This window comes from Amycolatopsis sp. NPDC058278, from assembly GCF_042881395.1.
Classification (GTDB): Bacteria; Actinomycetota; Actinomycetes; order Mycobacteriales; family Pseudonocardiaceae; genus Amycolatopsis.
In genome coordinates, this window is sequence record NZ_JBHVXZ010000058.1 from 1 (window position 1) to 25504 (window position 25504).

The following is a 25504-nucleotide window of genomic DNA, read 5'->3' on the forward strand; positions in this document are numbered from 1 at the left end:
CACGCGATCATCCGGATGTACGACGACGACGTCAGCAAACACGTGTTGCGGTCGAAGGCGGAGTTCGGTGCGCTGTTCGGCGACTTCGCACTGCTCGAGCCCGGTGTCACCTGGACGGCGTCCTGGCACCCCGAGGACAGCGGCCCCGACACGCCCGTGATCGACTTCGCGGACCCCAGCGAGTCCGTGATGCTGGCCGGAGTCGGCCACAAACCCTGACCCGGAACCCGGCCTCCGTGCTCACCGCGGACCGATCGGGTCCGTGGCGTGAAGGCGCGGGACAGGACGAACTCACCGAAGACGCCTGGGCCGCCTGACCCGCGCCCGAGAGTCGATCTTGACCATCGACGCCCGCCATGGGTCTCGTGCAGCGCTTCCAGCGCGGTGGTGATTGCGGGGTTCCGGAAACCTGGACATCCGATCCTGAGCAAGCTCGTCGGCCGGTGGGAGCAGCACGAACGTTGCCTGGCGTGATGATGATCGGGGAACCGGATCACCGCCAGGCATTGATCCCTCGGTAACTGTATAACGCCCTATGCAGCACGGGAATTTGCGTTCACGCAGGGGCAGGACCTGCCGGACAACGGTGCCGGTGTCCGCAATGGGCCGCTTTCTGGGTAGGCCGCACCCATGTGCCGCACTCCGGTGGGTGACATGCTCGCGGCCATGTCGCGAGTGCGGTCCTCAACGCCCGCCGCGCACTCGCCCGGTGCGGGTGCCCGGTGCTTCCGGCCTGTGGTGCGGCCGCTCGTCGAGGCCGCGGCCCGGCGGCTCGGTGACGCCCCGGCCGTGGTCGTGCGGGGCTTCGAGGACTGGCTTGGCGATCGCCTGTGCTCCTTCGCCGCCCGGACGCTCGTCGCTCGGCTCCGGGCCGATCGCGAGGGACTCGCCGGTGAAGACGCCCGCGCGAGGTTCGCGGACTTCGTCGCGCGGGTGTCGCTCGCGGACGTCCTGGCCGAACACCCGGGCCTGGAGGCGTTGCTGACGGCCGTCACGCACAACGCCGTCGGTGCCGCGACCGAGCTGCTCACCCGGCTGGACGACGACCGTGATGCGCTGGCCGGGCTGGCCGGCGGGGACGCCGGGGTGCTCACGTCGGTCGTCTTCGGCCGGGGTGACGCTCACGGCCACGGCCGGACGGTGTGCGAGCTCGGCTTCGCCTCGGGGGCCCGCGTGATCTACCGGCCGCGGCCGGCCGGGCTGCACGCGCGGTGGAACGAGCTGCTCGCCGACCTCGCCCCGATCCTCGGTGCCCTCGCGCCGGGGCGGGCGGAGGTGCTGGAGCGGCCCGGGTACGCCTGGGTCGAGTACATCAGCGCGCGGCCCGCCGGGGACGTCGGCCGGTACTACCGCCGCCTCGGGGCTCAGCTGGCCCTGCTGCACGTTCTCGGCGCGACGGACATCCACGCGGAGAACGTCGTGGCCGCGGGGGAGCACCCCGTGGTCGTCGACGTCGAAACGCTCTTCCAGCCGCGGTGGACGCCGCACACCGACGGCGGGCACGATCCCGCGCTGACGGCCGTGGAGACGTCGGTGCTGAACACGTTCGTCCTGCCGCGCCCGGTGTTCGGGCCGCACGGACGGCTCGACCTGTCCGCCTTCGGTGCCCGGCCCGGGTGGTTCCCGTACGACCTGCCCGGCTGGGCCGGCGCCGGCACCGACCGGATGCGCCTGGTCCGGGGGCCCGCGCCGTACACCGCCGGGCACCACCGGCCGGGACCGGACGTCGATCCGGCGGCCCACGGCGGTGACCTCGTCGACGGCTTCCGGGCCGGGTACCGGCGGCTCGCCGCGCACCGCGACGTCCTGGCCCGGGGGCTCGACCGGTTCGCCGGGACGGGGCTGCGGATCATTCCGCGGGCCAGCGAGTGGTACGCCGATCTGCTGCGCGAGTCCACCGAACCCGCGTTCCTGCGCGAGATCGACGGCCGGCAGCAGGCCTTCGCCGCGCTCGGCGAGGTCACCGCGTACCCGTACCTCGGCCGCTTCGCCGAGGCGTCCCGGGCCGACCTGGCGGAGGGCGACATCCCGTTCTTCGTCGCGGACGTCGACGGCCGCGACGTCCGGACGACCACCGGCACGCTGCTGCCGGACGTCCTGGAGACCGACGGCCTCACCGCGGCGCGGGGCCGGATCGACCGGCTGGGGGAGCGGGACCTGCGCGCCCAGCTGTGGTTCGCGCGCGCCGCGATCGCCACGCTGACGCCGCCCGGCGCGCACACGACGCCGCCCGGCCACACGGCCGGCGGCGGAACCCCCGACCCGGCGCGGCTGCTCGACCTGGCCGTCTCGGTCGGCGACGACCTGATCGGCCGCGGCTGCACCGACGCCGTGCGGCTCAACTGGCCGTCGCTCGAACCGGCCGAAGACGGCGGCTGGTGCGTGCGCCAGCTCGGCGCGTCGCTGGGCGACGGCTACTGCGGGGTGGCCCTCTTCCTCGCCGAGCTGGGCCGGCTCAGCGGGCACGACCGGTTCCTCGACGCCGCGGCCCGCGCGGTCCGGCCGTTGCCGGGCCTGATCGCGCTGCTCGACGCGCACCCCGCACTCGCGGCCGGCGTCGGACCCGGCGCGTTCAGCGGGCTCGGCGGCCTCGCCTACACCGTCGGACGGCTGGCCGGGCTGCTCGACGACCGCGCGTTCGCCGAGCTGGTCCCCGCGGCCCTGCGGGCGGCCGCAGTAGCGGCCCGGGAGACCGAGCTGGCGGACGTCGGCGACGGCATCGCAGGCACCCTGCTCGCCGCGTCGGCGGCCACGCACGCCGGTCCGGGCCGGGCGGACGCGGCCGCGCTCGTGGCGGAACTGGCCGACCGGCTCGAACACAGCGCACCGCTGCCCACGGCGGGATTCCGGTTCGGCCGCGCCGGGGTCGTCCACGCACTGCGGCTGGCCGGGCGCGTGCCGCCCGCGGGCGGCGACGGGGTGGACGGCCTCGGCTGGTGCACGGGCCTGGCCGGGCTGGTGCTCGCCGGCGCCGATCCGGGTTCCCGGGTGGTCGCCCGCTTCCGGGCGGCGCTGCGGGAGCGGGTGCCGTCGGCCGACCATTCGCTGTGCCACGGCGAACTCGGCGTGCTCGACGCGGCCCGGCTCGTCGGTGAGCCGGTCCGGCTGCCGCGGGGCGCGCTCGCGTGCGGCACCCCGGGCGCGGTGCCCACGCCGGGTCTGCTGCACGGTCTCGCCGGGATCGGCCACGGCCTGCTGCGGCTCGGATTCGCCGGCCGGGTTCCGGCGATTTCCCTGCTGGCCCCGGAAACGCCATCCGGTGTATCACCGGAACCCGATTCTGCTCTTGTACCACGGTAGAGAGAAATGTTCACCCGGAAGGAGCACCAGAAATGCACGAGGACGTCCAGCCCGCAGCGGAGCCGGCCGAGGTCGAGGCCGAGGGCACCGAGGTGCTGCCCGCCTGGCAGCGGCCCTGGGTGCGCTCGGCGGTCCTGACCGGGATGACCGTCGGCGCGTTCGCCGTCGCCGCCCTGGCCGGGGACCCGAGCACGGTCGTCGGCATCGGCTGACCGCCCACGGACGACGGCCCGGTCCACGCGGACCGGGCCGTCGTCGTTCGCCGGCTCGCTCAGCCGGGTGTGGAGTCGGCCAGCACGGTGGTGGCGTACTCGCACAGCGTCGTCCGGTCCGCCGCCTGGAGCTTCGCCAGCAGGCTGGCCACGTGCTTTTCCACCGTGCGCACGGAGATGTGCATCCGCTGCGACAGCGCGCGGTTGCCCAGCCGCTCCGGCATCAGCTGCAGTACCTCGAACTCGCGCCGGGTGACGCCCAGGCCGCGCAGCTTCGGCGGGATGCGCTCGGTGCCCGAGCCGTGGTAGCGCACCGGGCGGCCGGTCTGGCGCAGCAGGGACCGGCAGGCCCCGGCGAGGACGTCGATGCTGCCGTGGAAGTGGTTCTCCGCCTCGGTCAGCCAGCGACCCGGTTCGCCCCAGCCGTCGGCGAGCGCGCTCTCGGCGACCAGCCGCAGCCCCAGGTGGCGGGCGGTGGGGAAGACCGCCGAATCGGCGACGGCCGCGTCCACCGCCTCCGCCGCCGCTTCCACGCGCCCGGCCCGGCCGTGGTGCACCGCGCGGGCGAACGCCAGGAACTGGCGGTTCCAGCGCATCTGCCCGACCTGCGAGGCGGCGGCCTGCTCCACTTCGGCCGGATCGCCGGTGCCGTCCACCGCGCCGAGCAGGGGGACCAGCCCGTAGGTGCCGGAGAAGTGGAAGTACGTTTCCATGCCGCCGTAGTCGGCCATCAGCTCGGCGGCCAGCGCCCGCGCGCCTTCGCGATCTTCGGTCAGCAGCGCGCAGAAGAGCTCGGCGAGGCCTTTCGCCAGCGGCGCTTCACGCGACGTTTCCCCGCCCGCGGCCCGGAATTCCCGGAGTGCGGTGCGCATTTCCTGACGGCGCCCGCGATGGGCGGCCGCGACCGCCCGGAGCATCAGGGCGTAGCGGATCACCGACTGCAGCCGCAGCCGCCCGCACTCGGCCAGGCTCGCGGTGAGGATCCGGTCCGCCTCCTCGAAGTCCGCGCGCAGCACGGCGGCGTAGGCGAGGTTGGCGTGCACGTTGGTGGCCAGGGTGATGCACCCCGAGCGCAGGGTTTCGCGGTAGGCGTATTCGAGGGCGGTGCCTTCGCCGTCGGCCAGCCAGGTGTTGCCGCCGAGCCCGATCAGGCCGTGGTTGCGCCAGGTCATCAGCTGGTGCTCGGTGCCCAGTGCGAGCGTGCGCCGGTAGCCCTCGTCGGACTCGGCCAGCGAGCGGCTGCGGGTGCTGAACCCGATCGCGAACCAGGCCTTGCACGCGGTCTCGGGGTCGTCGCCCGGGGCGACGCCGCGGATCGCCCGCCGGGCCAGCGCTTCGCTGCGGCTGACGTGGTCGGCGTCCGCTCCGGTGCGGCACGCCGTGATGTGGGCGTCGACGACGTCGATCACCGCTGTGTCGGATTCCGGCGCGTCGGGCGGCAGGAGCGAGCGGGCGACGGCGACTTGGCGGACGCCGTCTTCCCAGCGGCCCGCGACCTGTGCCGCCCACGCCATCCGGACGTGCTGGCGGACCTGGTGCCCGGTGTCCCACAACGGATTTCCCAGCCGCAGCTCGGCCGCGACCTCCGCGGCGCGGTCGAACTGGCCGTCCTCGGCCAGGGCGGTCAGCAGCGTTTCGAGCAGCTCCCAGCGCAGCTCGCGCCACGCCGGTTCGCCGGGGCCGGCGGCCAGCATGCCGAGGGCGTCGTCGAGCACGGCGATGGCGGTGGCCTGGCCGCCGGCGTGCAGGGCGCGGCGGGCGGTTTCCAGGTAGAGCCGGGCCGCCTCGGGCAGGTCGCCGGCACGCCGGTGCAGGTCGGCGGCCAGGTGGCACCAGGTACCGGGCAACCCCGGGTACAGCTCCGCGATCGCCTGCGCCACGCGGCTCGACAGCGCGACGCGGTCGGCCGCGGTGGTCAGTGACAGCAGGGCTTCTTCGGTGAGCGGGTGTTCGAAGGAGTACCAGCCGGGGGTGCCGTCGCCGCCGGTGAGCAGGCGTTCGGCGATCGCCGCGCGGACGTGCGTGAGCAGCGTGCGGTCGTCGAGCCCGACGCAGCGCTGCACCACCGGGAGCGGGAAGGTCCGGCCGATGATCGCGGCCACCGAGAGCAGCCGCATGCCGTCCGGGCCGAGCTGCAGGGCGCGTTGCTCGACCGCCTGGACGATGCTGAGCGGCACCTGTCTTCGCGTCCCGCCGACCAGCCGCCAGCCCGAAGGACGGCGGACGAGATCCTTTGTGGACAAAGCGCAGCGGGTGAGTTCGGCGGCGGCGAACGGGTTTCCCCGGCTCTGCGCGTAGAGGTGCTTGGCCACCGGCTCGCCGACCTCGTCCGGCGAACAGCCGAGGATCGAGGCCACCAGTTCGGTGGTCCCGGCGCGGTCGAGGCGTTCCAGTTCCAGGTGGACCGCGTCGCCGCGCTGGGCCAGCGTCTTCACCAGCTCGGCGGCCGCGGACGCGCCGAGGCGCACGGTGGCCAGCACCAGCACCGGCTGGTCCCGCAGGTTGGACGCCAGGTAGTCCAGCACGGTCAGGGTTTCCCGGTCCGCCCAGTGCAGGTCGTCGATCACCAGCAGGCAGCCGCGGTCGCGGCCGAACCACGACGTCAGCCGCAGGATCGCCTCGGCCAGCACGATCAGCGACGTCTCCCGCGGCTCCGGCCGGGCCCAGTCCGGCACCAGCCGGCCCAGCGCGGGCAGGTACGGCGTCAGCGTCTCGTCGTCCGGGATGCGTTCGGTGCGGGCCAGGGAAAGCAGCGCTTCGGCCAACGGGCGGAACGGGATCGCCGGACCGGTCGAACCGGCGCGCCCCCGCAGGGTCACCATGCCCGCCGCCCGCGCGTGTTCGGCGGCCGCTTCCGCGATCGACGTCTTGCCGATGCCGGGCTCGCCGGCGAGCACCACCATCGCTCCCTCGGACGCCTTCGCCGAGCTGAAGTACCGGGCCAGGCCGGCCAGTTCCGCCTGCCGTCCGATGAGCATTGCCACCCCTCCTGCGGTACGGGACCCGCGATCGACGGTTTCGCGCGCGGCCGGTCCGCTCCCCGCGGGAATGCTACGTAATGAACCGCTCGCCGTGCGGGGAGAAATACCGGCTTTCCCCTGGGTGGCGCAATTGTGCGTACGGCCCGAAATCGTTTCGTCACTGCGGGAAACATTTCCGGGCCCACCGGTGGTGGCCGGGCGGACTCTTTGGGTGCGCTGCACCCATGCGCGCGCCGCCGCCGGCGGGCGAGGGTGGACGGGCCGGAGCGTCCCGGCTCCCGCGTTTCGTCGCCGCGGGTCGTCCCACTCGACTGGAGATCGTTCGCCATGTGGTTGAACAGGCTGTCCGCGGTCCAGGCGTTCCAGGTCGCGCACGCCCAGCGGGAGCTGCTGGAAGGCTGCGCTTACGACCCGCTGGTGGTGCGCGGGATCCAGCGGGCGAAGCTGGCCGCGCTGTGGGAACGCGCGGACCGGGTGCCGCGCTACGCGGCCGATCCCGCGATCCGGGACCGGCGTTTCGAAGACGTCGGCGTGCTGGAAAAGGACGAGCTGAAAGCCGATCCCACCGGCTTCCTGGCGACCGAGGTCAAGGGGCCGATCGGGTATTACGAAAGTTCCGGTTCCTCCGGACGGGCCACGCCGACCCCGCGGACGGCCGAAGACACGATCACGAACGTGATCGGGGTGGGCAGCCTGTGGCGGACCGTGCTGACCGGTGAGCCGGACCGCGTCGCCGCGCTGCTGCCCTCGGACGTCGCCCCGGTCGGCGACTTCGTCGCCGCGGTCGCCGAGTACCTGGGGCACACGTTCCTGCGCTGCTACCCGTTCGCCACCGGGATCTGCGACTTCGACCGGCTGGACCGGCTCTTCCGCGGCTATCGCCCGACCGTCGTGTTCGGCGCGCCGGGCGTGCTCACCCAGTGGACGCGCGTGCTGAAGACCACCGGGGCGCTCGCCGACGTCACCGCCGGCGTCCGGGCGGTCATGCTGCTCGGCGAGGTTTCCCTGCCCGGCCAGCGGGCGAAGCTGGCCGCGGACTGGTCGGCGAAGGTGTTCGACGCCTCCTACGGCAGCACCGAGACCGGCACGATCGCGGCCACCTGCGGCGACGGCGGCCTGCACCTGCTCGAATCCGGGCACCTGGTCGAGCTGCGGCGGGGGGACAAGCTGGTCCCGGCCGCGCCGGGCGAGTCCGGCGAACTGGTCACCACGACGCTCAACAACCACGCCCGCCCCCTCCTGCGCTTCGCGACCGGTGACGCGGCCGACATCCTCCCCGACCTCTGCCGCTGCGGGCTGGGCCTGCCGCTGCTGCGGGTGCACGGCCGCCGCGCCGAGCAGGTCACCGTCGGCGGCGTGCAGCTCGACGAACACGGCGTCGGCGCGCTGGTCTACGACGACCCGCGGCTCACCGGCTACCTCATCCAGCTCGACGCCCACGGCGGGGCCCGGCTGGTGGTGGAGAAGGACGTCGACGTCACCGGGCCGGACGGTGAACTGACCGAGCAGGTCAGCCGCCGCTTCGCCGACGCGGGCATCACCTGGACCGACGTCGTCGCGGTGAGCCAGCTGCCCCCCGTGAGCAAGGCCGGTGGCAGCCAGAAGAACTGGAAGCGCACGAACGTGGTGCGCGCCCGATGACCGCGACCGTGCCGGAACCGGCGCTGGCCGACGGCGGCCTGCGCCAGGGCGACGCCGACCTGTGGTGCACCTACGCGGCGGTCCGCACGCTGCGCCGGCTCGGCCGCAGCCCGGCCGGGCGCGAGGGCATCGCCGCCTTCGTCCGGTCGCGCCGCAACACCGACGGCGGGCATGCCTGGCAGCGCGGTCTCGCGTCGGACGGCTGGGCCACCTACTACTGCACGCAGGCCCTGCTGGACCTGGGCGAAGCGGTCGACGAGCCCGCCCGCGTGGCCGAGTGGGTGCACGGCACGCGCGCCGCCGAGGGCGGCTTCGCGATGACCGCCGGCCAGCCGCCGGACGTGTGGGCCACCTACTACGCGACCCGGACGCTCGCCGAAGCCACCGGTTCCGCCGTCCCGGAGGCGGCCGGGCTCGCCGGCTGGCTCGCCGCGTTGCAGCGCCCGGACGGCGGCCTGAACTGGCAGCCCGGTTCGAGCCCGTCGGACGCCCGCGCCTGCTACTACGGCGTCCACGCCTGGCGGGCCACGACGGACGCCGCGTTCCCGTGGCAGACCGGCCGGCTCGTGGCGTGGCTGCGCGCGCAGCAGACGCCCGGGGGCGGCTTCCGCTTCGCCCCCGGCTCGGACGCCTGCCTGTGGGCGACCTTCCGGGCGGTCCGCGCCCTGCGGGTCCTCGGCGCGGAACCGGCGGACCGGGCCGGGGTGATCGCCTGGATCCAGGACCGGCGCCTGCCCGCCGGCGGCTACGAGCGCTGGCCCGGCTACGGCCGCTCGGACGTCTGGGCGTGCTTCTCGGCGGTCGGCGCGCTGACCGCGCTCGGCCACGCCATCTCCGGGGCGGAGGCGGATTCGATCGCCGGCGCGATCGCGCGGTGCCGGCTGCCGGGCAGCGGGTACACCTACCGCAGCCCGGACGCCGCCGGGGACAGCCTCGCCACCGCGGCAGGCCTGTTCGCGTCGGTGCTGGCCGGGGCCCCCGCGCCCGGCCTGGCCCGCTGGCTGCGGGACGCGCAGCTGCCGTTCGAGGACGGCGTGATGTACATGCCGGGCCGGGGCGCGGAAGTCCGCTGCACGCAGTGGGCGTTCGAGGCGCTGCGGGCGAGCGGGCAGCAGCTGGACGAGCCCCGGCTGTGCCGCTGGATCGAACACCTGCAGAACCCCGACGGCGGCTTCGGCTACTGGCTGGGCCGCGGATCGGATCTGGTGTCGACCACCGCCGCGGTCGAGCTGGCCGACCGCCTCACCGGCGGGCACCCCGCCACCATCCTCGACGCCGCCCGCGTGGTGGCGTTCGTGACGCTCTGCCGCGACGGCGGCCTGGCCCGGCCGACCCCGGCCGGCACGGCCACCGCGAGCGCGACCGCGCAGGCCGCCCGGGTGCTGCACCTGCTCGGTGCGCGCCCGGCCGCGGCCGATCTGCACGCGGGCCTGGCCGCCTACGCCCGGTCGATCGGCGGCTACGCCGGCACCGCCCGCGGCCTGCCCGAACTGACCAGCACCTACCAGGTGGTGCTGGCCGACCAGTGCCTCGGCCGGGACTCCGACCGCGACTGCGTCGCCCGCTTCCTGGCCCGGGTGGACCTCGGGGACGGCCACTACTCGTGGAGCCCGCTCTCCCGCACCCCGGCCGGGCCGCTCGCCGACTGCCTCGGGGCGCTGCTGCGGGCCTGGCTGACCGATCCCGCGGCCCTGCTGCCGCCGCTCAACCTCTGAAGGGAGGGCCGGCGATGCCGACCACCATCGTGCGCTGCCCGGAGCTCGACGAACCGCACCGGCGGCGGATCGCCAAGGAACTCACGTTCTTCTGGCGCCGCGCCGGGGTCACCCCCGCCCACGTGATCACCCGGTTCGAGCCGCCCGGGTCCGTCTACAGCGGGCCGTTCCCGCTCGAGCTCCCGTACGCGTTCGTGTCCTGCGTCGTGGCGCAGGACCGCGACGACGAGTTCAAGGCCGGGTACGCCGAGCAGCTGCGCCGTAGTTTCGCCGCGCTGGTGCCGGCCGAGCGGGTGTTCGTCTCCTTCTTCCCGACCGATCCCCGAGACCACTACGTCCCGGAAGCCCGGGCGAGCGCAGAGGAAGGCACCGCGCGATGACCACCGAAGAAATCCGTGAAGGCGTGCGCACGGCGTTGGCGGGCGTGCTCGGCGTCGAGCTGGACGCGGCGCAGGACGACACGCCGCTGGCCGACATCGCGCCGGAGAAGTACGACAGCCTCGGCGTGCTCGACTGCGTCGCGAAGCTGGAGCAGGCCTTCGGCATCTCGGTCGACCTGGTCGAGGACCACCTGCTCACGACCTTCCGCAGCGTCGGCTCGATCACCGCGCTGATCGAGCGCAAGCGCCACGACGCCGAAGTGCTGGGGGTGTTCTCGTGACCACCGCCCCGGTCACGCGGTTCAGCACCTCGGGCACCACGGGCGCCCCGGTCGGCTGGCTGCGCACGGAGGTCCAGCTGGTGGCCGAAACCGAGCTGCTGGCCCGGCTGCTCGACGCCGACCCGGCCGTGCGGGTCGACGCCGTGTTCACCCACGCCCCGCCCGCGCACCTGTACGGGCACCTGACGGGGGTGCGGCTCCCGGAAGTCCTGGGCGTGCCGGTGCGGCAGGTGCCGCAGACCGCCGCGTTCGACGTCGGTGCCGCGCGGCACCCGCTGCTGGTGCTGCTGCCGGCGTCGTTCGCGGTGCTGGAACGCTCGTCGCACGCGTTCGCGCACTGTTCCCGGGTCACGATGGTGTTCAGCAGCGCCGCGATCCCCGAGGCGGCCGGAGCGGTGCGGGCCGCGCTCGGGCCGCGGGCGCGGCTGGTGGAGCTGTTCGGCTCCACCGAAACCGGCCTGGTCGCCACCCGCGAACACGGCGGGAGCCCTGAGTGGACCCTCGCGCCCGACGTCCGCTTCGCCGACGCCCTGCTGGCCGCGGGCGAGGGCCGGCTGACCGTGTCGAGCCCGCGCCTGGCCGCGCGCGAAGGCGAACCGCCGCCCGGTGAGCACCGGCTGGACGACCTGGTGCGCGTCACCGGCCCGGCGACGTTCCGCTGGGAGGGCCGGGACGGGCGGCTGCTGAAGGTCAACGGCCGCCGGCTGGACGTCGACCGGCTGCTGAGCGAGCTGGCCGGGGCCGCGCCCGGCCACGTCCTGCGGTGCCGTCCCGAACGCGACGACGTCCGCGGCGAGTGGTTCACCGTCACCGTCGAACCGACCGAAACCGCCGCGGCCGGGGCGGGCGTGCCGGCCACGCTCGCGGCCGCCGTCGAAGCGCTGCCGGCCTGGCAGCGGCCCCGAGCCCTGATCCCGGTAGCGAGGAACTCATGACCGAAGTGGACAAGCGACTGCGCGACGTGGTCCGGCAGGCCGCCGGGCTCCCGTTCTTCTCCGACCGCTACGCGCACCTGGACCTGGCGGGCGAGTTCTCCTTCACCGACGTGCCGGAGATGACGCGCGAGGACATCACCGCGTCCATGACCCTGGCCTCGGGCCAGCCCGGGCGGGGCGGCGCGTATCTGTTCACCAGCGGCGGCAGCACCGCGGCGCCGAAGGTGGCCTGGATCCCGATCGCCATGCACCTGGACGCCATCCTCGGCCACTGGCGGCCGCTCGGCCCCGGCGACGTGCTGGCGAACCTCGCCATGCCCGGGCGGCTCTGGTCGGCGCACTACTTCTACAACGGCTTGGCGGAACGCTGCGGCGCCGACGCCATCGGGCTCGGGCACGTCGAAGCCGGCGAATGGCCGCAGTGGCTCGACTTCCTGGACACCCACGGCACCACCGCGCTGTGCGGCACACCGTCCACCTTGGAGCAGGTGCTCGCACTGGCGCTGCGGCTGCGGCACCCGATCCTGCGCCGGCTGCGGGCCGCGCTGTTCTTCGGCGAGCCGTGCCCGGAATCGCTGGTCCGGCTGTGCCGCGAAGAGGTGCCCGGGGTCGGGCTGTGGGGCAACTACGGCTCCACCGAGACGTGGGTGATCGGGCACAACGGCCCGGACTGCGACGCCACGACGTTCCACGTCTTCCCGCACCAGCACGTCGAAGTCGTCGACGGCTCGGTCCTGGTCACCACGCTGCACGAGGACGCGGTGAGCCCGGTGGTGCGCTACCGCATCGGCGACCGGGCCCGCTGGACGCGGTGTGCGTGCGGTGGCGACCGGGCCCTGCGGCTGCTCGGCCGGGAGGGTGCGCTGATCAAGTTCGCCGGCACCCTGGTCGCCCCGGACGAGCTGCTCGGCCTCGCCCGCGCGGACGCCTCGGTCGTGGCGGCGCAGGCGGCGTGGCGCGAGGCGGACCCCGAACGCCTCGAAATCCGCGTGGTCCCCGCCGCGGGCGCCACGCCGGACGTGGACGCGCTGCGGGCGCGGCTGCTGGATTCCCAGATCGACCTGCGGTTCGCTCTCCGCGGCGACGACGACGCCTTCGAAATCGTGGTCGTCGACCGGCTGCAGGTCAACGACCGGACCGCGAAGACGCCGTCCCTGGTGCCCCTGGACCCGCCGCGATGAGCCGCCCGCTCACCCCCGAGCAGGCCGCACGGCACAGGAGCCTGACCCGCCCGCTGGCGCACCGGCGGGCGGCGCTGACCGCCGGCGACCTCGACGTCACCGGCATGCGGGCCGATCTCGCCGCGCAGATCGAGGAGCTCGACCCCGAGTACGGCGCGTTCGTGAAGCCGCGGCAGATCGCCGCGGGCCGGCCGGAGTGGCCGGCCCGGGAATCGGTGACCTTCAAGGACACCGTCGACGTCGCCGGCTTCGCGACGAAACTCGGCATCCCCGCCGGGTACGCGGTGCGGCCGGCGGTGTCCGCCCGGATCGCGCGGGTGCTGGCCGGCCGCGGCCTGCTCGCGCTGGGCAAGGTGACCAGCACCGAATGCGCGCTGGGCACGAAGAAACCGAGCCGGAACCCGCGCTTCCCGCACGTGTCGCCGGCCGGGTCGAGCACCGGCAGCGCGGTGGCCGTCGCGGCCGGCTTCTGCGACGTCTCGGTGGGCACCGACTCCGGCGGTTCGCTGCGCTGGCCCGCCGTCTACTGCGGCGTGACCGCGCTGCGGCTGACGCCGTCGCCCGAGCTGCTGGAGGGGGTGCACTGCGTCGCGCCGAGCATGGAGGCGCCGGGGCTGATCACCCGCACCGCCGACGACCTCGCGTGGCTGTGGCGGACCCGCCGGCTGGCCGCCGCGTTCGGGCTCGCCGACGGGCCGGCCGCCGGGCCGCTGCGGATCGCCGTGACCGCCCCGCGCGGCACGGACCCGGACCTGCTGGCCGCGCTGGCCGTGGCGCACGACCGGCTCGCCGCGCTCGGCCACGACGTCACGCGGGCGGATCTGCCGCAGCTGTGGGACATGATCGAAGCAGCCGGGCAGCTGCTGGCCAAGGAAGCGCACGACGGCTTCGGCCGGCTGCGCGGCCGCCCCGGTCTCGCCCTGCAGCCGGAGACGGTGCGGGCGATGACCGCCGGGGCGCACATCGGCCGGTCCCAGCACGAGGACCTGCTGGCCCGGCAGGAGGCGGCGGTGCGCACCGCCGGCGAGCTGCTGACCCGGCGCTACGACCTGATCGTGCTGCCGCTGGAGACCGGGCTGCCCGACCCGGCCGAGCGCTCGGCCTCGACGTCACTGCCCGGACCGTCCGCTGTGGACGGGCCGGGGGCACTCACGCTCGTGGCCAATTTCGCGCGGCTGCCGGTGCTTTCCCTGCCGATGACGCTCTCGCGCGAGGGCTCGCCGGCCGGCGTGCAGGTGCTGGCCGCCCGGGGGCGCGACGCGCTGCTGGTGGCGGCCGGAGCCGCGCTCAACGGCGACGGAGCGTTGCCGAACTTGTCCGTCGCCGGGGAACCCGCCGGTGGCGCCATCCCGAAGGTGAGGACGCAATGACCGCCGAAGACCGCCCGGGTGCCGTGGTGGTGCTCGGGATGTTCGTCGCCGCCCGGTACCCCGACCTGCTGCCCGCCGCCGCGGCGCGCGGGCTGCGGGTACTGGGCGTCGACGAGGACAGCCCGTTCGCCCGCCACTACGACGACGCCCGCCGCGCCGACCCGGGGCACCCGATGGCGCCGATCGCCGAGCTGGCCTGGCACGAGGGCACCGATCGCGCCGGGGTGATCGACACCGTGTCGGGCTGGGCCGCCGCCTACGATGTGCGGGGCGTGCTGGTCTTCGGCGAAGGGTTCGTCGAAACCGGTGCCGTGCTCGCCGACCTGCTCGGCCTGCCCGGCCCCGGCCTGCGGGCGGGCCGCGTCTGCCGGAACAAGCTGCTGCAGCGCCGGTACCTCGCCGAATGGAGCCCGCGCTCGCGCCTGCTGCCTACGGCCGACGCGGCGGACTGGACGACGTTCCCGGCCGTGCTCAAGCCGCTCGACGGCCAGGCCAGCGCCGGGGTCAGCCGGGTCGGCTCCGCCGGAGAGCTCGCCGCCGCCCTCGCCCGTCCGGGTTTCGCCGCGCCGATGCTGCTCGAAGAACTGGTGCCCGGGCCGGAGGTCTCGGTCGAAGCGCTGGTGCACGACGGTCGCGTCCGGTTCACCGGGATCACCGGGAAACTGACCAATGAGGACAGTGGGCGGTTCTTCGTCGAACTCGGCCACACCGTCCCGGACGTCGCGCTCACCGCGGCGCAGCAGGCCGCGGTGCGGGCGGTGAACGAGCAGGTGCTGCGGCGCCTGGACTTCCGCGACGGCGTCGCGCACGCCGAGTACCGGGTCACCCCCGAAGGCGTGGTGCGGCTGATGGAGATCGCCGCCCGCCCGGCCGGCGACAGCATCATCACCCTCTACGGCCTGGCCACCGGCGAGCCGATGGAACCCGCGATGCTCGCGGTGGCCCTCGGCGAAGGAGTGTCCTACCCGGAGCCGGTGCGCTGGGCCCGGCAGAAGTACGTCCCGCACACCCCGGGCGTGCTCACCGGGATGCGGGCCGACGGCCTGGGCGTCCCGGTGACCTGGCTGCGCGAACGCTGGTTCTTCCCGGCTGTGCGGCCCGCCCCCGACGCCGGCGTCCGGATGATCATGATGGGGCGCGCGAAGGGCGACGAACTGGGCGAGATCCGCTCGTCGGCGGATCGCTCGGCGACCTACCTCATCGATGCGCCGACCCCGGCCGCGCTGGACGAGCTGACCCGCAGCTGTGACGCGGCGATCCGCGTGGAGACCGATCCCGGGGAGCGGGCCGATGGCTGAGTCCGGGTTCTTCGCCGCCGTCGGCGGCCTGCTGCGTGAGCGGATCGAGCCGCTGCGCCCGGTCGGCTACCGCCGCATCGCCGGCGCCATGCTGGTCACCAACGTGGGCAACGGCATGCAGTTCGTCGCCAACGTGTGGCTGGTGCTCACCATGACCGGGAGCCCGAGGGCCGTGGCGCTGGTGCTGCTGACCGCCGCGCTGCCGGGGGTGTTCTTCGGCCCGGTCATCGGCGTCCTGATCGACCGGTTCCCGCGCCGGCTCGTGTTCGCCTTCGCCGACCTGACCTCGGCCACCGTGCTCGCGTCGGTCGTCCTCCTGCAGGTCACCGGCAACCTGGCCACCTGGCACGTGTTCGTGATGGTGTTCCTGCTCGGGCTGACCGAGTCCACCGCGGTGCCCACCGGAACCACCCTCGTCCGCGAGATCGTGCCGGTGGACCGGCTGCTCGCGGCGAACGCCACCACCGGCGTCGCGGTGCAGATCGGCAACGTCAGCGGCGCCGCGCTCGGCGGGTTCATCCTCGGCAGCTCGTCGGTGAGCGCGGTGCTGGCCATCAACGTCCTGTCCTACCTCGGCTCCGCGGCTTTCGTGTTCGGCGTCCGGACCCAGCGCGTGGTGCGCACGAAGAACGAGAACTGGCGCGAAGCGGTCCGCGAGGCCGCCGCCGGGCTCACCTACCTGCGCACGCACCGGCCGATGATCCCGTCGTACCTGATGCTGCTGACCCTGTTCGCCGTGCTGTACGTGCTGAACACGCTGCTCGCGCCGTTCGCGAACGACGCGCTGCACGTCGGGGCGAGCGGGCTCGGCTACATCGACGCGATGTTCGCCTTCGGCGCCATCCTCGGCGGCCTGCTGCTGCCGCTGGCCACCGCGCGGCTCAACCGCGACCGGCTGGCCGCGCTCGGCGTGATCGGCATGGGTGTCGCCCTGGTCGCCCTCGCCTACTCGCACGCACTGGCCGCGCCGATGGTGCTCTACGGGCTCGCCGGGGTGAGTTTCCAGTCCTTCTACATCTTCCGCACCCGCGTGCAGGAGCACGTGCCGGTGGACGTCCAGGGCCGCGTGATGGCCCTGCTGATCACCAGCGTCGGGCTCTGCCGCCTGGTCGTCTACGCGGTGCTGGCGGTCTTCGTCACCGCGGGCACGCTGCGGATGATCTACGGCGTGGTCGGCCTCCTGCTCGGCCTCGTCGGGGTGGTGATCACGATCCGCGCGTTCCGCACGGACGAGGTTTCCCGGCCGCCCGAGCCGGAGCCCGTCACCGCGGGACCGTCCGAAACGGAGCAGGCATGAGCACCCCCAAACCGGCCGTCGTGCTGTTCGGCGGCCTGGCGGTGGCGTGGAACCAGCGGTACCTGCGGGTGCTGGCCGAGTGCGGGATCGCCGCCCTGATCGTCGACCGCGGCGGACCGCACGCCGAAGCGTTGCTCAGCGGCGATCTCTCGCACGTCGCCGGCTTCGCCGCGGCCGACCCGGAGGACCACGCGGTGGTGGCGGACGTCGTCGCGGGCTGGGCGGAGCGGTTCGCCGTCGTCGGCGTCGCCTGCCTGGTCGAGCAGTACGTCCTGCCCGCGGCGATCGCCGCGGACCTGCTCGGCGTGCCCTCGCCGGGGCTGCGGGCCGCGACGGTCTGCCGGGACAAGCACCTGCAGCGGCGGTTCCTGGCCGAGTGGAGCCCGCGGTCGCAACGCGCCGGCAGCGGCGAGCCGCGGTTCCCGGTGATCCTGAAGCCGGCCGGACGGCTGGCCAGCTCCGGCGTCCGGTTCGTCCCTGACGCCGCCGGGCTCGAAACCGCGCTGGCCGAATACGGGCCGGACGAGGTGCTGCTGCTGGAAGAACCGGTGCGCGGCCCGGAGTTCTCGGTCGAGTCGCTGAGCGTCGACGGCGTGGTCGGCTACGCCGAGATCACCGGCAAGCGGACCACCGGGCTGGACTCCGGGTTCTTCGTCGAACTCGGCCACACCACGCCCGCCCCGGGGCTCGACGAGCCGGCGCGGGCGGCGCTGCTGGACACCCACCACGCCGTGCTGGACCGGCTCGGGTTCGGCACCGGCGTCGCGCACGCCGAATACCGGCTGGACGACTCGGGCCGGCCGGTGCTGATCGAGATCGCCGCGCGGCCGCCCGGCGACAGCATCATGGCGCTGCACTGGCTCGCCACGGGCGTCAGCCTCGAAGAGGCCTACCTGCGCGCGGTGCTCGGCGAACCGGCCGAGCTCCCGCCGCCGACGCGCGTGGCGCGTCAGGTCTACCTCGACCACCCGGCCGGGGTCCTCACCGACGTCGAGGTCGCCCCGGAACTCGGCGTGGGCGTGCACTGGTTCAGCCCCGGGGAGGTGCACGCGCAGATCGCGACCTGCGCGGAGCGCGACGACGACGCGACTGTGCGGTGCGTGCTCGCGCTCAAGCCGAGCGGGACCGAGCTGGTGCCGCTGCGGGAATCGGGGGACCGGGCGGCGATGTTCGTCATCGACGCGCCGTCGGTGGCGGAGCTGGACGAGCTCGAGCGGCGCTGCCGCGCGGGTGTCCGGGTGCGGGCCGGGTCATGACCGTCGCGCCCCGCCCCGGCGAGCCGCTCGCCGCCCCGTCCCCGGCCACCGAACCGTTGTGGCCATCGGCCGACGCACTGGCCGGGGTGACCGCCCGGCTGGCCGCGTCCGCACCGCTGGTGACCCCGGCCGACTGCGCGGACCTGCGCACCCAGCTGGCCGCGGTCGCGTCCGGCGCGGCGTACCTGGTCCAGGGCGGCGACTGTGCGGAGCTGTTCGACGAGGTCTCCGCGCACACCACCCGCCGCAAGGCCGCGCAGCTGACCGAGCTGGCCGATCTGGTCGAGATCGCGACCGCGGTGCCGGCGCTGACCGTGGGCCGGATCGCCGGGCAGTTCGCCAAACCCCGCTCCAGCGCGGTGGAACGCCTGCCGGACGGCGGTTCCCTGCCGGTGTACCGCGGTGACGCGGTCAACGCCCTCGCGGCGGATCCGGCCGCCCGCGTGCCGGACCCGGCCCGGTTGCTGACCGCCCGCGAGCGGGCCGCGTCGATCCACGCCACGCTCGACGTCCTGGCCGCCGCGTCGGGCCGCCGCGTGTTCACCAGCCACGAAGCTCTGCTGCTGGACTACGAAAACGCGCTGGTGCGCCCGGCCGCGTCGGGCCCCTACGGCGGATCCGCGCACCTGCTGTGGGCCGGGGAACGCACCCGCGACCCGGCCGGGCCGCACATCGGCCTGCTGAGCCGGATCACCAACCCGGTCGCGGTCAAGCTCGGCCCGGCCACCGCCCGCGAGGACCTGAAGGCCCTGATCGACGTGCTCGACCCGCAGCGGACGCCGGGCCGGTTGTCGTTCGTCGCCCGGATGGGCGCGGGACACGTACGCCGGGTGCTGCCCGCGCTGGCCGGAGCGGCCCGCGAGGCGGGCTGCCTGCCGGTGTGGATCTGCGACCCCATGCACGGCAACGGGCAACGCGCGGCGAGCGGCCGGAAGATCCGTCTGGTCGACGACGTCCGCACGGAGGTCGCCGGGTTCGTGGCGGCCCTGCGCGAGGCCGGGGCGCACCCGGGCGGGATCCACCTGGAACTGACCCCGGACGACGTGACCGAATGCGTCGACCTGCCCGACGACCCGACGCCGCGCTATTGGACCGGCTGCGATCCGCGCCTCAACCCGGCCCAGGCCCGCGACGTCGTCCGCGCGTTCGCCGCGGCGGTTTCGCCGTGACCGGCGCGGGGTTCGAGGTCGGCACGGACACCCTCGATCCGGCCGCGGTCGCGATCGCCTCGCGCACGCCCGGCGTCCGCGGGGTGGTTCCGGCGGGACTGGACGACGTCATGGCCGCGTCGGTCGCGGCGCGGGACGCGCTCGTCGCGTCGGGAACACCGGTGTACGGCGTGACCACGGGATTCGGTGATCGCAACATCAGCCGGGTCGAACCGGCCGACGCCGCCGCGCTGCAGGCCGGGCTGATCCGCTACCACCTCGCCGGGACCGGCCCGGCCGCGCCGGACGACGTGGTTCGCGCGACGCTGCTGATCCGCGCGAACTGCCTGGCCCGCGGCCGGTCCGGGATCCGGCCGGAGGTGGTCCGGCTGCTGCTGGACTGCCTGGCCGCGGACCTGCTGCCGGTGGTGCCGGTACGCGGCTCGGTCGGCGCCAGCGGCGACCTCGTGCCCCTGTGCTACGTCGCCTCGATGCTGGTGGGCGAAGGCACGGTCCGCGTGCACGGCGTCGAACGCCCGGCCGCGGCGGCCCTCGCCGGCGCCGGCCTGCGGCCGGTGCGGCTGGAGCCGAAGGAAGCGCTGGCGCTGATCAACGGGACGGCGTTCCTCTCGGCGTTCGCGGTGCACGCCTACGCCGAGGCGGCCGACCTCTGCGTCGCGGGCGCGGCGGCGACGGCGCTGGCCGTGGAAGCGTTGCGCGGCAACCGTGACCACTTCCACCCGATGACGCACGCGAACAAGCCCCACCCGGGTCAGGTGCACGTGGCCGGCGTGGTGCGGCGGCTGCTCGACGGCTCGGGGTTCGCGCGCGGGCAGCGGGAAATCACCGAGCTGAACGGCGACGGCGGCTCCCGGCTGGCCCACCCGATCCAGGACCGCTATTCGGTGCGGTGCGCCCCGCACGTGCTGGGCGTCCTGCACGACACGCTCGAGTGGGCGGGCCGCTGGCTGGCGGTGGAGATCAACGCCAGCACGGACAACCCGCTGTTCGAGCCGGGAACCGGGGAAGTGCACAACGGCGGCAACTTCTACGGCGGGCACGTGGGGATGGCCATGGACTCGCTGAAGGTCGCCGTCGCCAGCGCCGGTGATCTGCTGGACCGCCAGCTGGCCCTGGTGGTGGACGAGAAGTACAGCAACGGCCTGCCGGCCGGGCTGACCGGGCCGGCGAAGGGGCCGCAGCACGGCTTCAAAGGCGTGCAGATCGCGACCTCGGCGCTGGTCGCCGAGGCACTGCAGCGCTCGGCGCCCGCGACCGTCCACTCGCGCTCCACCGAGGCGCACAACCAGGACAAGGTCAGCATGGCCACCATCGCCGCCCGCGACGCCTGCGCGGTGACCGAACTGGTCCGCGAAGCCACCGCGGCGCACCTGGCCGCGCTCTGCCAGGCCATCGACCTCCGCGGCGGCCCGGCGGCCTTGGGGGAGGGCACCCGGGCCGTGTACACCTTCGTCCGCGACCGGGCCGGCTTCCTCGACCGCGACCGCAGGCTCGACCACGAACTGGCCGGCCTCGCCGCAGCCCTGCGGTCGGGCGCGCTGACCGGCGTGGTGGCGCCCTTCGGGGCGGCCGAAGCGCGGGTCGCCGGATCCGCGTGACCGCAGTTTTCGACCAGCGCGACCGGCCCGCCCCACGGGGTGCGGGCCTTCGTCGTATCGCGCCGTGGCGGGACCGCGGCCCGAGCGGAAGGACGGCCTCGATGAGTCCGGTATCGATCGAATCCCTCGAAGACACCACGGAAACCGGTGCACGCACCGCGGCCCGGGCGTTCGCCGCCGGCTGGTCCCGGCCACCCGGCCCGCTGCCCGAGCCGCTTCGGTGGTCGCTGCGCGAACGGGCGGCGCAGCTGGCTCGCGGGGCGCTGACCGCCGCGGAGTTCGGCGCCGAGGCCGACCCGTGGGCGTTCGCCGCGGATACGCACTACCGCGCCTGCAGCGAGCTCCGTGAGGGCGAGCCACCGGTGCGGCTCGGGGTGAAGGACACCGTCGACGTCGCCGGGTTCGCGACCCGGCTCGGGCTGCGCCGGCACCGGCACTACCCGCGCCGCAGCGCGGCCCCGCTGACCGGCCTCCGTGGACTGTCCACAGTGGCCAAGCTGGTGACCACCGAGCTGAACCTGGGCATCGGTTCCGGCTGCGGGAACCCGTACTTCCCCCGGCTGGACCCGGCCGGCTCCAGCACCGGCTGCGGCGTGGCGGTCGCCGCCGGGATCTGCGATCTGGCGCTGGGCACCGACGTGCTCGGCTCGGTCCGCTGGCCCGCCGGCCGCTGCGGCGTGGTGGGGTTGCGCCTGACCCACACCGACCGGCTCCACGGCGTCTTCCCGCTGTGCCCGTCGATGGACGCGCCCGGCTGGGTGGCCCGCACCGCCGACGACCTCGCCTACGCGGCCGGGCACTGCGGCTTGCCGATCGGCCCGGTCCCGGCCGGGCCGTACCGCGTCGGCGTGGTGACCGAGGCACTCGCGACGGTCGAGCCGGAGATCCTCGACGGCGTCCGCACCACGATCGAACTCTTGCGGACGGCCGGTCACGCGGTCACCGAAGTGCGCGTGGGCGAGCCCTGGAGCTGGCGCTCGGCGGCGTGGGAACTGTGCGCGCGGGCGGCCTGGGACGCCTTGCCGCAGTGGCGCGGCTGGCTGGCCGAGGACCTCGGTCCGGCAACGGAGAAGGCGGTCGCCGCGGGCGCCGACGTCACCGACGCCCGGCTGCACGAGATCGTCACGGCCCAGCACCGCCTGCGGGTGGCCAACAACGGCTGGTTCGCCGGCCTCGGCGTCGATGCGCTGCTGCTGCCGCTGGACCCGAAGGGCCCCGTCCCGCGGGACCCGGCCGAGGACCGCACGCGGTCGACGATCCCGCTGACCCGCACCCGCACCGGCATCGACCACGAGGACGACATCGGCTACACCCCGCTGGCCAGCTTCACCGGCCTGCCCGCGCTGACCTTCCCGGTCGCCACCGCCCGCGACGGCGTGGTCCCGGTGGCGATGCAGCTGGTCGGCCGTCCGCAGGCCGACGGCGCGCTGGTCTCCCTGGCGCGCGATGCCGAACGCGTCCGGGGCCCGCTGGGCTTCGCACCCCGCTGACCCGGACCACGAGGAGAAGGCCCACCGGAAACCTCCGGTGGGCCTTCTCGGTTGCGGGGAACCGGGTTCAGCGGTGGCGCACGCCGAGGTGGGTCAGCGCGTCACCGAGGAGCCGGGCCCGGGTGTCCGAGCCGTCGACGCCTTCGAGGCCGAAGCCCCAGTAGACGGTCCGCGCGGTCTGGACGCCGGCGCCGAAGTGGTAGCCGATGCCGGGCTGGGCCGCCCAGGCCGCGGCGGTGGTGACGGCCGTGCCGGGCGGGGGCGGGCCCGCTTCCCAGCCGCCGAGACCGTCCTCGAACGACGTCCGGTCGGTGACCGTGCCGTCCTCGGTGACGGCGGTGTCGTCGACGAACACGCCCAGGCCGGAGACCGCGAAGTCCTGCACGTAGCTGATCGACAGCTCCACCTGCGAGCCGGCGTAGCGGGACAGGTCCACCTTCCAGTCCTGGTAGCCGCGGGAGTTGCCGCTGGCGGCGTTCCACGATCCCGTCGTGCCGGTCGCCGTGCAGTCCGGCTTCGTGGTGTCCTTCGACGGGTTCGTCTGGTAGCGCGCCAGGAACGGGTGCAGCGAGTCCCAGTTGATGTCGCAGGACAGGCCGGCGTCGGTCGAGGTGTGCCCGTTGAGGTCCGGCAGCGTCGTCCAGTCGTCCTGCCCGGCGTGGTGGGCCTCGACCAGCACGAAGTCGGAGCGGGGTTCGGTGTCGTAGGAGACCTTGAACGACAGGTCGCCGGTCCGGGCGCCGGTCAGGTCCACCGTCTTGCGCAGCCGCTCGAAGCTCGCCGGCACCGAGGGCGACAGCGCGTAGTGCGTGCCGGTGACCGGTTCGAAGGGCGATGTCCCGGCGAAGCCGACCGAAACCTCCGAGGAGAACTGCGGGAACTGCCGGGCGGGCAGCAGGCTCGACGCGGTCACCATGCCGTACGTGTGCACCTGGTTGTCCGCCGAGTCACCGCCGTCCAGCTTCAGCGGCAGCGGACCGGACGCGGTGTTCGCCACCAGCGGCAGCGCGCTCGCGTCCGCCTTGGTGACCGCGGCCTGGGTGTGGGTGTACGCGCCGAGCCAGTACTGCAGGAAGTCGTCGGTCAGCACCGCGCAGTCCTTCACCGTGCCCGGGCCGGACCCCGTGGTGTCGCAGTACGGCGGTTCCCCGTGCGGGTTGTACGCCGCGCCGAGCAGCTGCGCGTTGGCCGCGTTCTGCCCGGTGTAGAGCAGTTTCCCGCCCTCGTTGAGGTAGTCGCGGGCGGCGAGGATCTCGTCGTCGGCCAGCTTCGACGTGCCCGTCTGACCCGGTGCGCCGGCACCCCGGACGAAGCTGTCGTTGGCCGTGTACCAGATCACCGCCTTGTAGTGCGAGAGCACGCCGAGGGCGTCGGGCGCGGTGCGGTGCTCGGCGTCCACGTCGTAGACGTCGTAGCCGACCTTGTTCGCGTCCAGCGCCGAGCGGTAGTACTGCAGGTGGTTCGGCTTGGTCCGGTCGGCGTACGGCGGCGATTCCAGGGTGCCGCCCGGCTGGCCCGAGTAGTCCTCGGCCGCGAGCACGAGCACGGGGTTGCCGCTGGTGGAGCGCACCGAATAGGTGAACGGGTCGGCCTTCGCGGCACGGGCGGTGAACCAGACCCGCACCTGGTCGCCCGCCTTGGTGCCGGTGATCGTGCCGCGCAGCTGGTGGTAGTACAGGTTGTAGCCGCTGCCGTAGCGCTCGCCGCCGGTGAATTCGTGCGTGGCCGCGGTGCGCTCGCGGCCGCCGTTGACGCTCCAGTGCAGGGTGACCGGGCCCAGCTCGCGCTTGGCGTCGACGGCGACCTCCTGCGGGGTGCCGTAGGAGACGCCGAAGGTGTGCGGGACGAACGCCGGCGTGGTGCGGCCCAGGTGCGAGACCGGGTTTGCGGGATCCGCGGAGGAGTGCGCGATGTCGAGCGCGAACGGGAGGTTCTTGACGAACGCCTGCTCGATGTCGGCGTCGCTGTCCTGGAACTCGAACCGGGAACCACCCCCGCCGCGGGCCGGGTCGCCGCCGTCCATCTCCACGGTGAACGACGTCGTGTGGTAGACGGTGTTCGCCGTGTCGTCGGTGATGCCGCCGTTGCGGAACGGGAACGAGAGCGGGCCGGGGATATAGGGCTTCGGCGCACCCGGCGGGTTGGAGCCGATCGCCGGGGTCGCGTCGTCACCGGCCAGCGCGTGGTAGACCGGGTCGTCCGCGGCGGCGGTTTCGATCTGGTAGCCCACCCCGTAGAGCAGCCGCTCGGCGTCGGTGACGTGGTAGTTGACCAGGAACTTGAACCCGATGCGGCCCAGCAGCCCGTCCATCGCGCGGGTTTCCGGCTCGGATTCCGGCCCGGTGCCGCGGTAGGTTTCGTAGGTGGGCACCGGCGAGGAGTCCTCGTTGTCGAACCCCCAGTGGGCCGGGAAGTTGCGATTGAGGTCGACGCCGTCCCCGGTGTCGATCTTGCCGTTGCCGTTGGTGTCGCGGGCGTTCTTGCGCCACAGCCGGTTGCCCGGGGTGAAGGAGATGTCGTAGCCGTCGGGGTTGGCCACCGGGACGACCCAGATCTCCTTCGTGTCGACGATCTTCGTCAGGTCGGCCGAGGAGACGCCGGCCAGCGGCGTGCCTTCGGTGCTCTTCGCCGGGCCGCGGTGGCCGTAGTTGTCCACGAACAGGTGGGTGAGGCGCCGGACCTGCTCGTTGTCCAGCCACTCCCGCGCGTGCTGCCCGCCGACGTAGAGCACCGACGGCTTCGAGCCGTCCCGGTTGCCGGGCCGGCGTGCGTCCTTGGTGATCCGCAGCGCGAGGATCGGTTTGCCCTGCAGCGATTTCCCGATGATCTCCGGCTTGACGAAGTCGGGGTGCGCGGCGGCGATGCCCTGGAACTCCTCGTACAGCGTCGGCCGCGGTTTGCCGTTTTCGGTGCCGGCGTAGGTGTGGTCGAGGTAGGGCCGGTAGACGTCGTAGGTGCCGGGTTCGGCGGCTTTCCGGGCCGCGGACGTGCCGGCCGTGCCCGTCCCCGTCATGGGGACGGCGGTGATGCCGAGCTTGGTGAGCGCGCGGGCCTGGTCGCCGGTGGCGTCGATTTCGACGCTGCTGCCGCTGTCGCCTTCGGCGACGTCGAAGCCCTGGCCGGCCAGTTCGCGCACGACCGCGGGACTGGTGACGTCGACGCGGTAGGGCCGCAGACCGGCGGGCTCGGCGGCGGCGGGGGTGCTGGTCAGCGGCCCGGTGACGAGCGCGGGCAGCAGTAGGGCCGCCAACGTCCAGGCGGCTCTCCGGCCCGGGCGCGGCAACGGCGGTTTCCGTTTCATGGTTTCCCCTCGGGGGCGCCGCGCGAACCGCGGCGGAACGGGCAAACGGTCGTCGACCAGCATCACGGCCCGGCCCGGTCGCCGGATGGGTGGTGACTA

18 protein-coding genes are annotated in these 25504 nt (G+C 74.2%); 16 read left to right on the forward strand and 2 right to left on the reverse strand.

Annotation, left to right across the window (positions count from 1 at the left end; all coding sequences use genetic code 11):
- The 3 genes from ACFVYA_RS27670 to ACFVYA_RS27680 form a co-directional block, all read left to right on the forward strand.
- On the forward strand, nucleotides 1-219 hold a 219-nt coding region (locus tag ACFVYA_RS27670), incomplete at its 5' end, for an SAM-dependent methyltransferase (protein WP_387049081.1).
- A gap of 447 nt (nucleotides 220-666) precedes the next feature.
- On the forward strand, nucleotides 667-3300 hold the full coding sequence (locus tag ACFVYA_RS27675; RefSeq protein WP_387049083.1) for a type 2 lanthipeptide synthetase LanM family protein: 2634 nt from the start codon (nucleotides 667-669) through the stop codon (nucleotides 3298-3300).
- Between the two features lie 32 nt (nucleotides 3301-3332).
- Nucleotides 3333-3512, forward strand: coding sequence for a hypothetical protein (locus ACFVYA_RS27680; RefSeq protein ID WP_285991930.1), 180 nt, complete (start codon nucleotides 3333-3335; stop codon nucleotides 3510-3512).
- A gap of 59 nt (nucleotides 3513-3571) precedes the next feature.
- On the opposite strand, the gene ACFVYA_RS27685 is transcribed toward ACFVYA_RS27680, so the two are convergent.
- On the reverse strand, nucleotides 3572-6490 hold the full coding sequence (locus ACFVYA_RS27685) for a helix-turn-helix transcriptional regulator (protein ID WP_387049085.1): 2919 nt from the start codon (nucleotides 6488-6490) through the stop codon (nucleotides 3572-3574).
- Between the two features lie 330 nt (nucleotides 6491-6820).
- Between ACFVYA_RS27685 and ACFVYA_RS27690 the strand changes: the two genes are divergently transcribed.
- The 13 genes from ACFVYA_RS27690 (at nucleotide 6821) to ACFVYA_RS27750 (ending at nucleotide 22104) form a co-directional block, all read left to right on the forward strand.
- Complete coding sequence (locus ACFVYA_RS27690) at nucleotides 6821-8134, forward strand: phenylacetate--CoA ligase family protein (protein WP_387049087.1); 1314 nt, start codon at nucleotides 6821-6823, stop codon at nucleotides 8132-8134.
- Nucleotides 8131-9849: a prenyltransferase/squalene oxidase repeat-containing protein gene (locus ACFVYA_RS27695; protein ID WP_387049089.1), complete on the forward strand. Its 1719-nt coding sequence runs from the start codon at nucleotides 8131-8133 to the stop codon at nucleotides 9847-9849. Before ACFVYA_RS27690 ends, ACFVYA_RS27695 begins: the two co-directional genes overlap by 4 nt.
- 14 nt (nucleotides 9850-9863) lie before the next feature.
- Nucleotides 9864-10229: a hypothetical protein gene (locus tag ACFVYA_RS27700; RefSeq protein WP_285991926.1), complete on the forward strand. Its 366-nt coding sequence runs from the start codon at nucleotides 9864-9866 to the stop codon at nucleotides 10227-10229.
- Nucleotides 10226-10510, forward strand: a complete 285-nt coding sequence (locus ACFVYA_RS27705) for an acyl carrier protein (RefSeq protein ID WP_387049091.1) — start codon at nucleotides 10226-10228, stop codon at nucleotides 10508-10510. The genes ACFVYA_RS27700 and ACFVYA_RS27705 overlap by 4 nt, the downstream gene beginning before the upstream one ends.
- Nucleotides 10507-11445, forward strand: a complete 939-nt coding sequence (locus ACFVYA_RS27710) for an AMP-binding protein (protein WP_387049093.1) — start codon at nucleotides 10507-10509, stop codon at nucleotides 11443-11445. Before ACFVYA_RS27705 ends, ACFVYA_RS27710 begins: the two co-directional genes overlap by 4 nt.
- A complete protein-coding gene (locus ACFVYA_RS27715) occupies nucleotides 11442-12626 on the forward strand; it encodes an AMP-binding protein (RefSeq protein WP_387049095.1) in 1185 nt (394 codons plus the stop codon). The genes ACFVYA_RS27710 and ACFVYA_RS27715 overlap by 4 nt, the downstream gene beginning before the upstream one ends.
- Nucleotides 12623-13996 (forward strand): amidase family protein, encoded by a 1374-nt coding sequence (locus tag ACFVYA_RS27720; protein ID WP_387049097.1) that lies wholly within the window; start codon nucleotides 12623-12625, stop codon nucleotides 13994-13996. Before ACFVYA_RS27715 ends, ACFVYA_RS27720 begins: the two co-directional genes overlap by 4 nt.
- Entirely contained in the window at nucleotides 13993-15294 is a 1302-nt protein-coding gene (locus tag ACFVYA_RS27725; protein ID WP_387049099.1) for an ATP-grasp domain-containing protein, read from the forward strand. The genes ACFVYA_RS27720 and ACFVYA_RS27725 overlap by 4 nt, the downstream gene beginning before the upstream one ends.
- Complete coding sequence (locus ACFVYA_RS27730; RefSeq protein WP_387049100.1) at nucleotides 15287-16591, forward strand: MFS transporter; 1305 nt, start codon at nucleotides 15287-15289, stop codon at nucleotides 16589-16591. Before ACFVYA_RS27725 ends, ACFVYA_RS27730 begins: the two co-directional genes overlap by 8 nt.
- A complete protein-coding gene (locus ACFVYA_RS27735; RefSeq protein WP_387049102.1) occupies nucleotides 16588-17847 on the forward strand; it encodes an acetyl-CoA carboxylase biotin carboxylase subunit family protein in 1260 nt (419 codons plus the stop codon). Before ACFVYA_RS27730 ends, ACFVYA_RS27735 begins: the two co-directional genes overlap by 4 nt.
- Entirely contained in the window at nucleotides 17844-19016 is a 1173-nt protein-coding gene (locus ACFVYA_RS27740) for a 3-deoxy-7-phosphoheptulonate synthase (RefSeq protein ID WP_387049104.1), read from the forward strand. Before ACFVYA_RS27735 ends, ACFVYA_RS27740 begins: the two co-directional genes overlap by 4 nt.
- The gene (gene hutH / locus ACFVYA_RS27745) at nucleotides 19013-20614 is read left to right on the forward strand and encodes a histidine ammonia-lyase (RefSeq protein ID WP_387049105.1); all 1602 of its coding nucleotides are present in this window, start codon (nucleotides 19013-19015) and stop codon (nucleotides 20612-20614) included. The genes ACFVYA_RS27740 and hutH overlap by 4 nt, the downstream gene beginning before the upstream one ends.
- Nucleotides 20615-20715: 101 nt before the next feature.
- Complete coding sequence (locus ACFVYA_RS27750) at nucleotides 20716-22104, forward strand: amidase family protein (protein ID WP_387049106.1); 1389 nt, start codon at nucleotides 20716-20718, stop codon at nucleotides 22102-22104.
- 67 nt (nucleotides 22105-22171) lie between these two features.
- Here ACFVYA_RS27750 and ACFVYA_RS27755 read toward each other — a convergent pair whose 3' ends face one another.
- Nucleotides 22172-25405, reverse strand: coding sequence for a M14 family zinc carboxypeptidase (locus ACFVYA_RS27755; RefSeq protein ID WP_387049108.1), 3234 nt, complete (start codon nucleotides 25403-25405; stop codon nucleotides 22172-22174).
- Between the last annotated feature and the right edge of the window lie 99 nt (nucleotides 25406-25504).

Excerpts from the sequence above, each read along its gene's own strand:
- ACFVYA_RS27675 (WP_387049083.1), top strand. The coding sequence starts at position 667 with ATGTCGCGAGTGCGGTCCTCAACGCCCGCCGCGCACTCGCCCGGTGCG.
- ACFVYA_RS27680 (WP_285991930.1), top strand. The coding sequence starts at position 3,333 with ATGCACGAGGACGTCCAGCCCGCAGCGGAGCCGGCCGAGGTCGAGGCC.
- ACFVYA_RS27685 (WP_387049085.1), bottom strand. The coding sequence starts at position 6,490 with ATGCTCATCGGACGGCAGGCGGAACTGGCCGGCCTGGCCCGGTACTTC.
- ACFVYA_RS27690 (WP_387049087.1), top strand. The coding sequence starts at position 6,821 with ATGTGGTTGAACAGGCTGTCCGCGGTCCAGGCGTTCCAGGTCGCGCAC.
- ACFVYA_RS27695 (WP_387049089.1), top strand. The coding sequence starts at position 8,131 with ATGACCGCGACCGTGCCGGAACCGGCGCTGGCCGACGGCGGCCTGCGC.
- ACFVYA_RS27700 (WP_285991926.1), top strand. The coding sequence starts at position 9,864 with ATGCCGACCACCATCGTGCGCTGCCCGGAGCTCGACGAACCGCACCGG.
- ACFVYA_RS27705 (WP_387049091.1), top strand. The coding sequence starts at position 10,226 with ATGACCACCGAAGAAATCCGTGAAGGCGTGCGCACGGCGTTGGCGGGC.
- ACFVYA_RS27715 (WP_387049095.1), top strand. The coding sequence starts at position 11,442 with ATGACCGAAGTGGACAAGCGACTGCGCGACGTGGTCCGGCAGGCCGCC.
- ACFVYA_RS27720 (WP_387049097.1), top strand. The coding sequence starts at position 12,623 with ATGAGCCGCCCGCTCACCCCCGAGCAGGCCGCACGGCACAGGAGCCTG.
- ACFVYA_RS27725 (WP_387049099.1), top strand. The coding sequence starts at position 13,993 with ATGACCGCCGAAGACCGCCCGGGTGCCGTGGTGGTGCTCGGGATGTTC.
- ACFVYA_RS27730 (WP_387049100.1), top strand. The coding sequence starts at position 15,287 with ATGGCTGAGTCCGGGTTCTTCGCCGCCGTCGGCGGCCTGCTGCGTGAG.
- ACFVYA_RS27735 (WP_387049102.1), top strand. The coding sequence starts at position 16,588 with ATGAGCACCCCCAAACCGGCCGTCGTGCTGTTCGGCGGCCTGGCGGTG.
- ACFVYA_RS27740 (WP_387049104.1), top strand. The coding sequence starts at position 17,844 with ATGACCGTCGCGCCCCGCCCCGGCGAGCCGCTCGCCGCCCCGTCCCCG.
- ACFVYA_RS27750 (WP_387049106.1), top strand. The coding sequence starts at position 20,716 with ATGAGTCCGGTATCGATCGAATCCCTCGAAGACACCACGGAAACCGGT.
- ACFVYA_RS27755 (WP_387049108.1), bottom strand. The coding sequence starts at position 25,405 with ATGAAACGGAAACCGCCGTTGCCGCGCCCGGGCCGGAGAGCCGCCTGG.